Genomic DNA, 14508 nt, shown 5'->3' on the forward strand with positions numbered 1-14508 from the left:
CGATGATCGGGACGATCCGAGCCAAATTTATCATCGGTTTTTTTCTGATCTTTCTTTTCTCTTTCCTTATTCTCAATCAGACGGTAAAAGAGATCATTTGGACGAGCAATCAAAAGATTGTAACTTCGGAATTGGTTGGTCTCAAAAACAACAGCAATGTGTATGTACGTCAAGCATTTCTTATCAATCATTTTTCAAATAACAAACTCTATTTCAGCCAAATGGCCCAGGATTTGGTAAGTGACTTAAATCATGCCACAGGAAGCAACGTCGGCGTCTATACGTTGGAAGGCGTTTTGTTGTATTCCTCGGACAAATCGGTATTCTCAGGACAGCAAGAGAAGGACCTTAAACAGGCGATTGGAGGCAAAACAGCCTATCATATCACGTACGACCAGAACAACGGGGAGGTCTTTTTCTCTTATCCGGTTGTCATTGATGGAAGCAAGGTAGGAATCCTGCGATTTGCTAAAGACTTTAGCCTGCTTTATGAACAAAGTGGACGGATATTGGACATCATCTTTTACAGCTCGCTTGCGCTCTTCGCAGTGGCATTCCTGTTCTCCTATATCCTCTCCAGGCACCTCTCGATCCCACTCGTCAAACTAACCCATGCTTCCACAGAGGTGAAGAACGGCAATCTCGATGTTCGTATTCATTTTCATCGCAAGGATGAGATTGGTCGACTGGCTGTCAATTTTAACGATATGATCGAACGGATCAGCACCCAAATTTCAACCATCGAAAGAGACCGTGACTTACTTAAAGAAGTCAACCAACAGGAAAAACGATTTTTTGACAATATCACGCACGAGCTCAAAACACCGTTGACTTCCATTCTGGGGTACGCCGAAATTATTCGGGAAAAAGGGGAAACTGACCGGGAGTTTTTCGAAAAAGGGATCAATCACATCATCGAAGAGAGCCGACGTCTGCACAGAATGGTGTTGAAACTGCTTGAGATCTCCCGCAGAACCTCAAAGAATTATGAATTCGATAGGGTGGACACAGGAATAATTCTGCATGACGTTTGTGATTCGATGTCGTTTCGGGCGAAGCGCTATAAAAAGAAGATCGTCTGGAGGACTGAAGAAAATCTGTTTGTGTACGGTCAGGCTGACAAATTACGCCAGCTTTTCATTAATCTTCTAGATAATGCCATCAAATACAGCTCAACTTACGCGGAAATATCAGTCAAGGGTGAGCTTTCAGCTGGGAATGTACGTGTTGAATTTAAAAATCCCGGTAATCCGATCGCACCTGAGCAACTAACAAAGCTGTTTCAACCCTTTTATTCGGTAAATGTGAAAGGCGCGGAAGAAGGGAGTGTCGGTTTAGGACTGAGTATTGCCAAATCCATCGTCGACGATCACGGAGGGACGATCAGTATCGTCAGCGAGAATTATTATACTAGCGTGTTTGTGGAAATTCCTTGCGTGAAGGCGGAGATATTATCATGATGAATAGTCGATCCTTTTTAACGTCTGGGGCGCTGCTGTTGTTCCTCGCCATCTTTCTGTCCGGATGCACGCTAGGGCCCAGATCTGAGACGATTGTTATACCAAGCAAGGAAGAGACTCATACCGATGAACTGAATAGCCGCCCGTTCCAGGTGAAGGCGATATACCGTTTCTTCAATACATTCGCGGAGACGGATCAGATGTTGGGGTGGTCCGCCACAGACTCCGTGATTGGTGTGTTCAGGAAAGCGAGCACAACTGAGGGTGTGACGAGGAACCTGGGGCGTCTTGCCTATCCCTATGAAAAGTTCGAGCAGCTGAAACAAATCGACGCCAATACAGCTTTTTTGGAACTGTCCCCAGACGGCAAGAAAATCTCTAAAATAGCCATGTCGGCATCCGGTGCATCGATAAAGCTGATCTCGTTACCTGACGGAAAGGAAACGGAAGTAGTGATGTACCGTTCCAGCCAAAGTCTGTATCTGCAAGATGTTGAGTGGTCTAACAACAGTCGATACGTATGCTTTCTCATCATAGATGCATCCATGAAGGGAAAAGCCAGAGTAGGAGTATACGATAACGATTCAGGATCTTACAAAACGTATCAACTAAAGGATATTGATCGGGGAAGGACGCTCACAGGGGTTAACATTTCTGATGATGGACAAAGCGTGCTGCTTACCCTGTTTGAGAATAAATCAGGTCGTTCCAACAGGATAGTCATGGGAATGATCAATGGAAGTGATATTACCGTACAGTATGAGCACCAGACAGGTCGCGAACAAAACGCTTGGCTAAATAATGATCAGTTCGTGTACCTTGGAACAGATGGAACGCTGTATGAATACGACCGCAGAACCAGCGAGCTTACCGTCCTGCTGGATAAAATAAGCAACTTCGAGTTCTCCCGAGACCGGAAGTATGTCGCATACTCGTTGTACGATAAAGACACTATCTTTGTCGGAAAGCTCCAAGGTAAAAATGTCCTCTACGAAGAACCTGTGTATCATGGAGTCATACCATCGAAAATATTCTGGAGTCCAGATAATAAAAGCCTTCTCATTCATGGCAGGAAGTACTATTCTTCTGTGCAGGGCGGGCAAGTAGAATCGAATACCTCAGATGAGCTGCCTTTTGTACTCACATTTCAATAGTATATCTTGGAAAAGTAGCTCAATCTTAAAATCCTCAAATCTGTATAGGAACAATACCCTGCCAGAGCTCATATCGGGAACCAGACAGCTAGCCAACCTTATTTCGTTATTCAACCGAAATAAGGTTGTTTTTTTGCATCAAAGCAATATCGAAACAATAAAAGCTTGAGTCTGTCTCTTATGTTGACAATTTGTTTACAAGTAAGCCAAACTTTCGTGACATAAGAGCGATATATTCGGAAGAGTCGGGGGGAGCACGAGTTTAGCGTTAATTAATTATGATGGGTAAATCACTTTTCTCACTGGAGAGTTCTGTAAGACAAAGAGGAGACTTCCATAAGTCCTTGAAAGTTCTCGTACTAACTTTTGGTCAAGGGTTGAAATGATTGAAGTAGCAATCCGCTGTCGTTGCAACAAAACGACCTCGTTTTCATCCGGTTCGTTTTGTTGGACCCGAACTCTCTATCTCAGTAAATAGTCGGGAGTTCTCCTTTTCTGTACACTTTACTGCCAGCTTAATGTTATCCAAAAAGACATTTACAGATTGACCATGCTTTGAATCGTCAATAGATAACGGAGTTTATCAATCAGGAATGTAAGGAGATTGATCATACATGCCAGAAACGGTGGCGAGAGATCGCCTTTCTAAACGTACTCAACGAAAGCTTGTTCGACGCAAGAGTATACGTAAGATTATTCTATTAGTTGTGCTCTTTCTGTTACTTAGCATCGGCGGTACTGCTGGAGCAATAATGTGGAACGTGAATGATACGCTAAATAAAGTGACAGAGCAGACACCTGGCGTGATAAATTCGCCAAATTCGGGTGTAGACACAGCTTTCCATCATGATAAACCAATTTCGTTCGTCATTCTTGGCCGGGATACCCGTCCGGAAACAGGCACAATGAATACGGATGTCATAATCGTGGCTGTGGCGAACCCTAGTACAAAAAAAGTGTCGATGGTTTCCATGCCTCGTGATACGCGAGTAAAAATTCCCGGCTACCGCGGATATCATAAGATTAATGCCGTTTACGCAAAAGGGGAAATAGCGCGGCGAAAGGCGGAACGGAACGGCCAAGTACCGGCAGAAACTGGTGAAACGCTCGTCAAACAAACGCTCAAGGGAGTGCTTGGCATTCCAATAGAACATTACATAAACATTGATTTTGATGGTTTCCGATCGGTGATTGACGAGATGGGCGGAGTAGAAGTGAATGTAGAGCGCAAGTTATACTACAACGACTCAACCGATGGCACTCATATCGATCTTAACCCAGGGGTGCAAGTGTTAAATGGCGCCCAGGCGCTAGACTATGTTCGCCACCGTGAAGACAGCCGCGGTTTCAAGTTTTATTCGAGCGACTACGACCGTAACCGCCGTCAACAAGAGGTGATCAAGGTGGTTGCAGATAAGTTGACCAATCTTGACGAGTTGCCAAAGCTGTTCAAGCTGCTGGAAGTAGCTGGTGAACATGTCCATACCGACCTGTCGAAAGAACAAATAATTGGTCTTGCAATGGACTTTAAAGGTATTTCGGCTTCTTCCTTAATCTCCCTTGACAACGGTGGCTATTGGAAGGCTGGGTATACGTATTTGGACAGGGATAAATTTCTCGCCATTCGCAATTCGCTACGAACCGAGATGAATGTGATGAACCATCAAATTACCGAATTGAACAACTCGCCGATCTATGAAGGTGATAACGGTTCTTCTAGCACGAAGGAAAAAACTGGATGACCCTAAGGAAACACATCAGTCAGTGTTGTAGTCAATAGCAGGATTGCCAAAACTGGTGATCAACATACCAGTGATAATCACACCTGTTAACTGATATAAGGAGCCTTTCGATGGATGAATTACAAACATTTTGCGGGACTGATAAACCAATCGCTTAGTGAGAGTACCCTCTTTACGGTAAACATAAGTCTGTTTTTTGCAACCTTATTTCCATGTGCATTCGGAATAAGGTTGTTTTGTTTGGAATGACGAAAAATAATGCTCCTACTCTTAACCTTCTTAAGATCGTTCCCATTAAATATTCTTCGCTCAAATTTATATGCTCATTTAATCTATCGTGCATGTCTTTGTTTGACTCCACCAATAAGTCCCCTTATCGACTTATCTTTCATCCGTTGATAGTTTTGGAACAGCATGCTGACTGGCTCGAAAATCTACTTTATTGTTGACATTTTGTTTACAAGTAGGTCGAACTTTCGTGACAAGAGCGCTCTATATTGGAAAGAGTCAGGACTGTCATGGGTTGATTTTTAGATTTACGTAGAAGTAAGTTCCAACTAACCATCTGATTTTCATGACGGCTTCAAGGAGAGGAAGTGTAAATTAGAAAACATTCATCCCCCATAAAATATCCCAACGCTAACACAGAGCATTTCACATAACGTATTTTTTCTGTTTATATACTTCAAACAAAGTAAGGACTGAATCACAATGGATGACAGCATGAAACAGTTTAGAAATCAAACGAGTAAACGCTATATACCAGGATTAGATGGACTAAGAGCATTATCCGTTCTCGCGGTCATAGCCTATCATCTCAACGGGAAGTGGGCTCAAGGAGGGCTGCTTGGGGTAGGAATCTTTTTCGTCATCTCTGGTTATCTGATTACAGACCAAATCGTTACGGAGTGGAAGCAGTTTCAGAAACTGCGTCTTTTGCATTTCTGGGTCCGAAGAGCGCGAAGGTTGCTTCCTGTATTGATCTGTATGCTTCTGTTCGTGGCATCGTGGGTAGATCCAGGAAGACTTTTCGCTTTGAAGGGGGATTTTCTTTCCTCGATATTTTACGTGAATAACTGGTGGCTCATTTTTCATGACATATCGTACTTTGAAAGCTATGGACCGGTTTCCCCGATCGGCCATCTCTGGTCGCTTTCCATCGAGGAGCAATTTTATCTCATCTGGCCTTTGGTTCTTGTAATCGGGATCAAAATGATACCTCATCGCGGAAAACTTACCCTTTGGATCCTGGCCGGCGCTGTCGTATCCGCCCTCGCGATGGCCATGTTATATGTGCCGGGAACCGATCCGAGCAGGGTTTATTATGGTACAGATACTCGCCTTTTTGGCCCATTGGTCGGTGCGGCGTTGGCAGTGATATGGCCAAGTCAGAAGTTAAATTATAGGGTTTCCAAAACAACACGTCTTTTGCTGGATAGCATTGGAGTAGTAGGAGTGTTTATGTTACTCGTGCTGATCAATGATACAAACAAATTCGATGATTCACTTTACCGTGGCGGTTTCCTAAAGTTATCGTTTATCACTGCAGCAGTGATTGCCGTGCTAGTACATCCTGCCAGTCGAGTAGGGAACTTCATCGGTTGCAAGCCACTCCGATGGATCGGGATCCGGTCGTACAGCTTATATATTTGGCACTTCCCAATCATTGTGTTATCGAGTTCTCCAGTGAATACGGAAGGGGCCAGCATACTGCGCATCGTACTGCAACTGGCAGCCAGCTTTATCATTGCCGCCATTTCTTACAAATATATAGAGCAACCCTTCCGCAGGGGGATCTTCAGCGCCAGAAGCAGTGACGGACGACAGCGCTCTGCCCGCCGACGCTACATTCGGCCTGTTTTTCTGGTCGGCTTACTATTGGTATGTCTTATTCCGATTTCGTGCAGCAGCATGTACGCCCCCAAGCCTGGAACGGAAACATCTACGGCTGAGGAAGAATTAACCCCTGTACAGCAGGAGTCGAACAATACAACGCCCCGATTTTCGGGCGAGGAATCCATGCAATTAGATACGGCCGTTCCATCTATAGGGGAAGAAGTTTTTCAATCCGAAACGATCGGTCCCTTCCAGGGGGAAGCAGATATTCAGTCAGATTCAGCCGTTCCTTCCACTGGCAAGGCAGAGATCCCATCAGGCAAAGGAATTACCGTCATTGGTGATTCTGTCATGCTGGGTGTGGCCTCTTATCTGGAGAACATGCTTCCGGGAATTGTCATCGACGGCAAGGTTGGCCGTCAGATGAGTCAGGCGCAGGAGGTTATTAATCAGTTGCAAGCACAAGGGAAGTTGGGTGATTCGATCATCATTGAGCTAGGAACCAACGGGCCTTTCAATAAGGACAAATTCCGGATATTTTTGCAATCTCTTAGCGGCGAAAAACAGATTATGATCGTGAACACACGCGTACCGAGAGAGTGGCAAGATATTGTGAATGCTAGTCTTTCAGAAGTGGCGAATCAGTTCAGCAATGTTAAGATGATAGATTGGTATTCAGCCAGTGAAGGAAAGGACGATTACTTCTATCAAGATGGCGTGCATCTGAAACCGGAGGGAGCAAAGTACTTCGCCTCGCTTCTTGTGGAGAGCGTGACAAATACACGTCGATGAAAAATTCCTTATTGTGTTTCCTGTACTTTTTTTGTGTTTTAACGAAACTCCTAATTGGGGTACCGCCAGCATCTTTATGGGTCGTATCAACGACGCTGGTACAACCCAAAATTCGCAGGGATAAAGTTTAATTAGAATAGCCGGTCACACCCTGAATGTGGTGAAAACTGGCTCTTTTTGTGTCAAGAAGTCCTTAATGTAGTAAATCTGCGTTTTGCTGGCGGTACCCGTGCGCGTTGTTCCTAGACACAACCTGTGTAGTAATACGCAATAAAACTAGGCGGTTTCTAACGAAACCGAACTTCGTATCCGAATGGTCAGGGGCAGTTCTTGGCACGTTAGAAGATTGGCTAACGTTCTCTAATACTCCGACATGCAAGAGTGGATACCAACATTCTTCTATGAAGCTCGGTGAAGGCGGCGAACAACGAACCTGAGATGGTTTAAAATAGTCGGGAGGCTATAAGGTGACTATACCGAGAATAGCAGTATAAAAGCTGTTTGACGAATCTTCGAATGTACGGCTCGAAAGCCAGAGACAACCAAATCCGAAGGTTGTCGCTCTCGAAAGAGGGAGTCATCATAGGTAAAACCTTGGGTACGGCAATACCTATCCTACTCCTATAAAGGAATAGAGTTCTGCGCCCTCTAATCAGTGGGCAAAAGAACGATGAACGGGTCAGAGAAGACGGCTACGGTCACATATGGAAAGCTAGGACACGAGGAACAACGGAACTACCGAAGAAGATGCTAATGAATGGAATATCAAACGCTTCTAAACAGTAGGAAATGACTGTTAAATCGGTAGGGCAGCAGCCCGTAGTAGTCTGAGATAGGGAAAGCCTATTACACGGCGAAGGGGCATAGTTTACAAAGGAAAGAAAATCAACCTAGCCTGCTGAGGAAGTCGAAGACTCACCCCAGCTACACGCCATACATACTTCCGAAAGGAGGTGGTGAGCGTGGCACGAACATTCAGCTATCCAAAGAACGAAACCGAATTGCGCCAACTCCTAGTTGCACTTTTCGACAATGCCAAACGAGGAAAAGAATCTGGAAAAACTACATGGTTTTACTCACTTTTAGAAATAGTGTCATCCGAAACGGTTATCCTTTCAGCTATCCATAACATTAAAAGTAATCATGGTTCACAAACAGCAGGTGTCGATGAGAAAACCATGCAGGACGACTACTTACAACAAGATTATGAATCGGTTATCAAGGAAATCCAAAGCTCCTTTAGAAACAATGATTATCACCCTCACCTAATCAGGAGAGTATGGATACCGAAACCAAACACTAATGAAAAACGCCCTCTGGGAATACCGACTGTCCGAGATCGAATCATGCAGGAATGCATTCGCATCACGATAGAACCTATTCTCGAAGCCCAATTTTTCAAACACTCATACGGTTTCAGACCTTGGCGAGACACAAAAATGGCACTCGAAAGAGTGAACCAAGTCATCCATAAAACAGGTTATCATTGGGTCATTGAAGGCGACATAAGTAAATTCTTTGATACCGTAGACCACAACGTTTTATTAAAACGTTTATGGCAGATGGGGATACGTGACAGACGGTTACTCAAGCAGGGATTATGGATGAAGTGCGGTCAAACCCCATCGGTACTCCACAAGAGGGTATTTTATCTCCCCTACTAGCCAATGTCTACCTTGATATCTTCGATCAGTGGGTCTCCAAACAATGGGAAGGAAAAGAAACCAAACATACCTACAGTCGACAAAGCGAAAAGTTGCGAGCTATAAAAACAACTAAGCTTCACCCCGCCTACTTGGTTCGCTATGCCGACGATTGGGTTCTGATTATAAAAAGTCAAGAGCAAGCTTTAAAATGGAAAGAACGAATAACCAACTATCTACAGAAACGACCAAAAATTAAACTATCGGATGAAAAGACACTCATTACACATGAGAAGAAACCATATGAAATTCCTTGGGTATGAGATCGGAGTCGTGAAAGGAAAGAGCCGGACAGGTATATCACACGTACAATGCCCGATAGAAAACGATTAATCCAGAAAATCAAAAGTATACACCAGAGAATACGCAAGTTGAGGAAAGTCTCCGATACAGAGAGACTCCTCCATGAAATAAATAATATCAACAGTGCTATTCGTGGATTAATTAACTATCATGAGGAAACAACTTGGGTACATGTTGTCATGACTAGATTTTCCGAACGATTAAAGTGGGCAGGTTACAATTCCCTAAAACAATACGGAGGAAAATGGGTTCGGGCTAAAGATACAAATAACTGGACTTCCGTCCATGAACGCTATGACACTATGATACCTGCCATTGAATATAACGGATTGACGGTAGGTATTACAAACCTAGCATTCTCTAAATGGAAGATCCCCCGACTAAAAATCCCAGATGAGACACCATACTCCGAAAGAGGGAGAGAAATACACCGAAGGCGTACAGGTAAGAAACCAGTAAAAGCGCGTGCTGACGAATTACTAACTGTAAGCTTATCAGAACTTATTGGTTTTAAACTTACAGGAAGGCGATACAACTTTGAATACTTCCTAAATAAGGCTTATGCATTCAACAGAGATAAGGGAAAATGCAGAGTTTGTAGAAACGAACTTTATATCTGGAACACTCAGACTCATCACATCAACCCTACCCTCCCAATGAATGAAATCAATCGGGTTCCCAATCTAGCCAGCGTGCATCAAATCTGTCATAAACGGATTCATGACAAAGAAGACTACTCAATATTAGGAAAGAAAATCTGGGATAAAATTCGATCGTTCAGAGAAAAGTTAGGTGATTTTACGAGTACTGAGTAGATGGAACGCCGTATGCCTCGAAAGTGGCACGTACGGTGTGAAGTGGGGGAAAGGAGACCCTAACGGGTCATGCCGAGGGTCATCCTTACCTATCACTATCATGTGTAAAAAAATTGAATTTGTAAACTGTTGATATTGAGAAAAGGTCCGACGGTTTTCTTTTGTCTTAATAACGAACGGAGAGCAGATATCCATTTGGTTTCAAACGCCTGCTAAGCGCTGTAAAAACCCACATCAAGCATCCCCCGTTAAATAAAGGTGGTCGTTGGATAGCGAGCTTGGCTGCCGTCAAGAAGAGCCGTAGTGACATCAATTGATGGAAGTATATAGCAAGCCTCAGACTTCTACACGTCTTCATGATCTGTCACCATTAGAGGAATCGTTGGAATCGTTGCTTTCATGCTTTTCTCCTGCCCATTCTAAATCAACCTCAAGGACCACACTGATCATCTCCTGTGCAGGTTTGATCCCCTTCAGTTCTAAGTCGATTTTCTTTCTCATAGAGATTCCTCTTTTTATGAGTGTTCATCTGAACTTGCTGTATAAAAACAGAGCGTTTGACTCCCAAAAAAAGCCCACCCAAGGGTGAGCTGTTCTAGCAGGATCTAAGCTTCTCCGATGCAACGAAGTATTTTTCTCAGTGAAGGTCAACAACAGGCTTCAAATTTATCATACTGCTGATCCAACGAGCGAACTATGCTATATCTCGGAGCTTGTCCTTATAAGGCTGAAGCAAGAAGGGCAAATGGAGACAGTCGCACACGCATTGAAATTCTACGGCAATACGATAGTAAGATTATCTTATTCGTATTTACATAATCTTTCTGATGCAGAGGATGTTCTGCAGGATACTTTGCTCAGTTTTATGAGGAATAAGCCTGCTTTTTCCTGTCCTGAACATGAAAAAGCTTGGCTGATGCGCGTTGCTATCAACCTATGTAAAAATAAACTAAAATCTTCATGGTTTAAAACCATTGCAATTCCCGAAAATCTTCAAATAGAAAGTATAACGCATGAAGAATCAGAGGTGTTGGAAGCAGTTCATACCCTGCCGGTAAAGTACCGCGAAGTCGTCCACCTCTATTATTACGAGGGTTATTCCACATTTGAAATATCTTCTCTGCTCCAAAAGAAAGAATCTACGGTACGTTCCCTTCTGTATAGGGCAAGAGATATGCTCAAAAAAACCCTGAAAGGAGCATATGATTTTGAAGAATAAATATCGTTCCGCAATGGAAAAAATCGAGGTTACTCCTCAAATGGAGGAAAGAATTCTAAGTAGTGTGTCAAGGAAAAGAGAAGCGAGTACCGAGATAAAAAAACAACAATACCTCAAATGGATCAGGCCAGCGAGCACTATTGCTGCCTGTTGTGCTGTTGTACTAGGTGCTATGGCTATTTATCCAACATTGATAAATAACAACGGGGTCAATAAACAGATTCAAACATCTCCACATGCAGACAATGAGGAAGGAATGAGCGCCCAACCGGAAACGGATCGGGTTTTAGTTACTAGCCCGATTAAGAATATGAAAGGGGTTGACGAGGTTAAAAAAGCTGTTCCCTTTGAACTGCTTGTACCGGGAAAACTCCCAACCGGGTATAAATTGGATAACTCTTCCGTTATTTCAGGAAAACTAGCAAAAATTATTTATTCTGACGGAAGTAAAAAAATCACATATAGAGTAGCAAAGGGAGCAGAGGATATCATTGGTGACTATACATCCTATGAAGAAACCGATGTTGTAAAAAATGGCGATATTGAGGCAACACTCAAGGGAAGTAACTCGCTTATCAACCTCGCCACTTGGATAAAGGATGGTTGTTCCTACTCCTTATCTTTTTCAAGAGGAATAGAAAAAAATGCAGTGATTTTGATTATAGAAAGTATGGAAAAAGCATGACCGATGCGAAAAGAAATCGTACTGCTAGTACGTTTGCATATGCAAAAAGCCGATTTTTTCCTACGCTAAGGTGTAACCTGCTTTATTGCTATCCAAGGTAGGGGATAAAGAAGCTCCATATGTGATCATTAGGAGCAAATATATACCAGTTCAAAGATTAATGATTCCTCCTAATCAAAGCGCTCAAATATTAATACCGTTTAATGAAAAAGTTACACCAGATCATCTAGAACTAATGGAATTCTATAGAAGTAAGGCTGAAGGGGTACCGATAAATAAAATAAGCATCTACCTATAGTTAGTAGAACATGATATTAACTTTTAATACAAACCAGCTCTCTTATATGGAATATCTTATCGAAAGGTGTAGCAAGGAGGTGAGTTGGATGAAGGCACATAACGGATCAGGTTGGAGTTATGAAAGTTTTCAAGAGCGGAAACTTTGCATAGAACCTGAATGGAGTTATTGAGTGGCTGCTACTAAATATCTAAATTAGTAAAGGAGAGGGTACTTATGACAGAACCTGAATGGGTTTTTGATTCAAGTTGGCGTGATGATCCTAGATATCATCTAAGTGAGGACATACTTATGGCAGAGCCTGATTGGTCGATTCAATACACATGCATTACAAGTGACCCCGGTTGGTCCGATGATCCAGGTTATTAATCCTTTTAAAGGCCAACCGGTTGTATAACTTAGGGGACTGGCAATCCTAGTTTCAGTATCTGAGCCTTGAGATTTCAAGGAATACACAACCTTGTTAAAGTATAGTCGCCATTTACGGTGGCTTTTTCTATTTATGGAAGACAGTTGTTATTGGTGGATATATCTTAACATGGCTGAAAGTTTAACTTTCACATCATTGGGGGAACTGATAAAAGAAAAAAGAGAAGAATTTGGAATTACTTTATCGGAATTATCAAGAAGAACGGGGGTTAGTAAAGGCATTATTCAAAAAATAGAATCGGGTGAAACAAAGCGTCCAGAGCTAAGAAATCTTAAACTTATTGCAGCACTATAGACATACCTTATGAAGATATTATTGATCGTTATATTGATGTCGAACTCCGTATTGAGATCTTAGAAGCATTTTTAGCAGAGGCTGTTGAAATTGCCAATATCTCGTTACTCACAAAAGTAGCTATAATCCACAATATTGGAACATCTGTTTAACCTTACCACTACTTTCGAAGACAATGAAGCAAAGTTGACTCTTTACAATGTCATTGTGAAATACGCAAGACAGCATGGAGTACCAAAATATATAGCCAAGGGACTATATCAAAAGTACCTTATCGAGAGAGAGGACTTAAAACGGTTGGAGGAATGTTTTAAGTAGGAGAAGAAGGTTTACATTAAATTGATTTTCTATCTGACGACGAGAAAATAACGTTTTACTTCAGAATGTCACTACATGCTCATAACATTAAGAAATACTTTGAATGTATTGAACTATGTGAGGCTGGGGTTCCTTTAGAAGAAAATGATACAGAGCTAAAAGCTAGAGCATACTTAGCAATGATTAATTCATATTCTGAGCTACATAACTATGACAATGTTGAAAGTCATCTGGAGGTCTTTAGGGAATTTGAACATCACAGATTCAACAGATGAAATAATCAGCAAGGAAGAATGTGATGAATGGAGCAGGTCAACTCGTTAAAGAGAGTTGGCCTGCTCAGTGAATTGTAGTTATATCTGCTTATGATCAAGCGTAATAACAACCAATTCAGGTCGATTGTTGATTCGCACAGGGATAATGCTGTTACCTAAGCCTCGGCTGACAATCATTTTAGTTTGCTCTTTTTCATGCACGCCTTCAGAATATTTAGGAAAGAAGCCCTGATTCGGTGCTACAAGCCCTCCGATAAAGGGCAAGCGAACCTGCCCGCCATGAGCGTGACCGCTTAAAACCAGATCAATACTGTTTTCCGCATAGATGTCGAACAATTCCGGCCTGTGTGACAACAGAATCGTGTATTCATTGTTCTTACTTAGCATAGCTTTTAATTTCGTATCAACCATGGCTGCGCTTTCGTATACATCATCAGTTGCCGTGAAGTTTGGATCATTAAGCCCAAACAACCGGATGGAAGCTCCCTCGCGTTTGATTGTAGTGCCTTCATCCTCTAACATGATAACGCCAGCTTCAAGCATTTGCTGTTTCAACTTAGCATACTGATCAGACCGTGCTTCATGGTTGCCTGTAACGTAATACACCGGGGCAATTTCAATAGCTCCATTGATGAATTCCATCGCCTTCGCAACATCCGTATGATTTGAATCAATCAAATCTCCGGTAACGGCAATGAAGTCTGGGGATACAGCTTTGATTGCATTAAGCAGTCTGCTTTGATTGTTTCCAAACTCTGCATTGTGCAAATCAGATACCTGCACAATGGTAAATCCATCAAAGGATTCCGGGATTTTTTCATTGTTGATGTTAATTTTTGTTGTTTGAATGGCAGTGTTTCCCCAATATACCCAACCAGAAAAGGCAAATAGACTTACAAGTAAAATTGTTAATATTTTTTTTCGTTTTTCCTTTTTTATATTTTTCATATATGTAGCTCCCTCGTTAAATTTTTATAGTTATCATAGTACGCGTCGCTGCTTTTTTTCATCACATTTCCATCACATTTCCATGGGAATTCAGAGGATTTTAGAAATGTAAAAAAGGAAAACATTACGAAAAGCAAAGTACCCCATTGAGAGATGAGCAAAACTCAAAACAAAGGGAGCGTTGGGCAAGAAAAGTGTGGAACAGCGATGAGGGATTCCCACAAAAGGTAAAGCAA

At 42.3% G+C, this 14508-nt stretch carries 13 protein-coding genes; 11 read left to right on the forward strand and 2 right to left on the reverse strand.

Going from position 1 to position 14508, the window contains the following annotated elements; all coding sequences use genetic code 11:
* Positions 1-2 precede the first annotated feature (2 nt).
* The 7 genes from BrL25_RS19945 to BrL25_RS25835 all read left to right on the forward strand — a co-directional run bounded on the left by BrL25_RS19945 (position 3) and on the right by BrL25_RS25835 (position 9805).
* On the forward strand, positions 3-1460 hold the full coding sequence (locus BrL25_RS19945) for a sensor histidine kinase (protein ID WP_018672553.1): 1458 nt from the start codon (positions 3-5) through the stop codon (positions 1458-1460).
* A gap of 200 nt (positions 1461-1660) precedes the next feature.
* Complete coding sequence (locus tag BrL25_RS19950; protein WP_236847632.1) at positions 1661-2614, forward strand: WD40 repeat domain-containing protein; 954 nt, start codon at positions 1661-1663, stop codon at positions 2612-2614.
* Between the two features lie 614 nt (positions 2615-3228).
* Positions 3229-4356 carry an LCP family protein gene (locus tag BrL25_RS19955; protein ID WP_018672555.1) on the forward strand — a complete coding sequence of 376 codons (1128 nt, stop codon included), beginning with the start codon at positions 3229-3231 and terminating at the stop codon, positions 4354-4356.
* Positions 4357-5067: 711 nt separating this feature from the next.
* Complete coding sequence (locus tag BrL25_RS19960; protein ID WP_236848068.1) at positions 5068-6984, forward strand: acyltransferase family protein; 1917 nt, start codon at positions 5068-5070, stop codon at positions 6982-6984.
* Positions 6985-7946: 962 nt separating this feature from the next.
* A complete protein-coding gene (locus BrL25_RS26160) occupies positions 7947-8648 on the forward strand; it encodes a reverse transcriptase domain-containing protein (protein WP_250645111.1) in 702 nt (233 codons plus the stop codon).
* Complete coding sequence (locus BrL25_RS26165; protein WP_250645112.1) at positions 8585-8950, forward strand: reverse transcriptase/maturase family protein; 366 nt, start codon at positions 8585-8587, stop codon at positions 8948-8950. The genes BrL25_RS26160 and BrL25_RS26165 overlap by 64 nt, the downstream gene beginning before the upstream one ends.
* A gap of 108 nt (positions 8951-9058) precedes the next feature.
* Positions 9059-9805, forward strand: a complete 747-nt coding sequence (locus BrL25_RS25835; RefSeq protein WP_236847714.1) for an HNH endonuclease — start codon at positions 9059-9061, stop codon at positions 9803-9805.
* Positions 9806-10159: 354 nt separating this feature from the next.
* On the opposite strand, the gene BrL25_RS24920 is transcribed toward BrL25_RS25835, so the two are convergent.
* Positions 10160-10306 (reverse strand): hypothetical protein, encoded by a 147-nt coding sequence (locus tag BrL25_RS24920; protein WP_018672557.1) that lies wholly within the window; start codon positions 10304-10306, stop codon positions 10160-10162.
* Between the two features lie 244 nt (positions 10307-10550).
* Here BrL25_RS24920 and BrL25_RS19970 point away from each other — a divergent pair, with 244 nt between their 5' ends.
* From BrL25_RS19970 to BrL25_RS25840, 4 genes are all read left to right on the forward strand, one after another.
* Complete coding sequence (locus tag BrL25_RS19970) at positions 10551-11024, forward strand: sigma-70 family RNA polymerase sigma factor (RefSeq protein WP_018672558.1); 474 nt, start codon at positions 10551-10553, stop codon at positions 11022-11024.
* Positions 11008-11709, forward strand: coding sequence for a DUF4367 domain-containing protein (locus BrL25_RS19975; protein ID WP_099327277.1), 702 nt, complete (start codon positions 11008-11010; stop codon positions 11707-11709). The genes BrL25_RS19970 and BrL25_RS19975 overlap by 17 nt, the downstream gene beginning before the upstream one ends.
* Before the next feature lie 514 nt (positions 11710-12223).
* Positions 12224-12376 carry a hypothetical protein gene (locus BrL25_RS24925; protein WP_018670204.1) on the forward strand — a complete coding sequence of 51 codons (153 nt, stop codon included), beginning with the start codon at positions 12224-12226 and terminating at the stop codon, positions 12374-12376.
* A 169-nt stretch (positions 12377-12545) separates the two neighbouring features.
* Positions 12546-12731 (forward strand): helix-turn-helix domain-containing protein, encoded by a 186-nt coding sequence (locus BrL25_RS25840; RefSeq protein WP_026315024.1) that lies wholly within the window; start codon positions 12546-12548, stop codon positions 12729-12731.
* Positions 12732-13402: 671 nt separating this feature from the next.
* Here the strand turns inward: BrL25_RS25840 and BrL25_RS19990 are convergent.
* A complete protein-coding gene (locus BrL25_RS19990) occupies positions 13403-14272 on the reverse strand; it encodes a metallophosphoesterase (RefSeq protein ID WP_018670203.1) in 870 nt (289 codons plus the stop codon).
* Between the last annotated feature and the right edge of the window lie 236 nt (positions 14273-14508).

It is taken from the genome of Brevibacillus laterosporus DSM 25 (genome assembly GCF_002706795.1).
In the GTDB taxonomy this organism is placed as follows: Bacteria; Bacillota; Bacilli; order Brevibacillales; family Brevibacillaceae; genus Brevibacillus_B; species Brevibacillus_B laterosporus.

What these genes read in the sequence shown, in the direction of transcription:
- BrL25_RS19945 (WP_018672553.1), top strand. Translation starts at nt 3, where the DNA reads ATGATCGGGACGATCCGAGCCAAATTTATCATCGGTTTTTTTCTGATC.
- BrL25_RS19950 (WP_236847632.1), top strand. Translation starts at nt 1,661, where the DNA reads ATGTTGGGGTGGTCCGCCACAGACTCCGTGATTGGTGTGTTCAGGAAA.
- BrL25_RS19955 (WP_018672555.1), top strand. Translation starts at nt 3,229, where the DNA reads ATGCCAGAAACGGTGGCGAGAGATCGCCTTTCTAAACGTACTCAACGA.
- BrL25_RS19960 (WP_236848068.1), top strand. Translation starts at nt 5,068, where the DNA reads ATGGATGACAGCATGAAACAGTTTAGAAATCAAACGAGTAAACGCTAT.
- BrL25_RS26165 (WP_250645112.1), top strand. Translation starts at nt 8,585, where the DNA reads ATGGATGAAGTGCGGTCAAACCCCATCGGTACTCCACAAGAGGGTATT.
- BrL25_RS24920 (WP_018672557.1), bottom strand. Translation starts at nt 10,306, where the DNA reads ATGAGAAAGAAAATCGACTTAGAACTGAAGGGGATCAAACCTGCACAG.
- BrL25_RS19970 (WP_018672558.1), top strand. Translation starts at nt 10,551, where the DNA reads ATGGAGACAGTCGCACACGCATTGAAATTCTACGGCAATACGATAGTA.
- BrL25_RS19975 (WP_099327277.1), top strand. Translation starts at nt 11,008, where the DNA reads ATGATTTTGAAGAATAAATATCGTTCCGCAATGGAAAAAATCGAGGTT.
- BrL25_RS24925 (WP_018670204.1), top strand. Translation starts at nt 12,224, where the DNA reads ATGACAGAACCTGAATGGGTTTTTGATTCAAGTTGGCGTGATGATCCT.
- BrL25_RS25840 (WP_026315024.1), top strand. Translation starts at nt 12,546, where the DNA reads ATGGCTGAAAGTTTAACTTTCACATCATTGGGGGAACTGATAAAAGAA.
- BrL25_RS19990 (WP_018670203.1), bottom strand. Translation starts at nt 14,272, where the DNA reads ATGAAAAATATAAAAAAGGAAAAACGAAAAAAAATATTAACAATTTTA.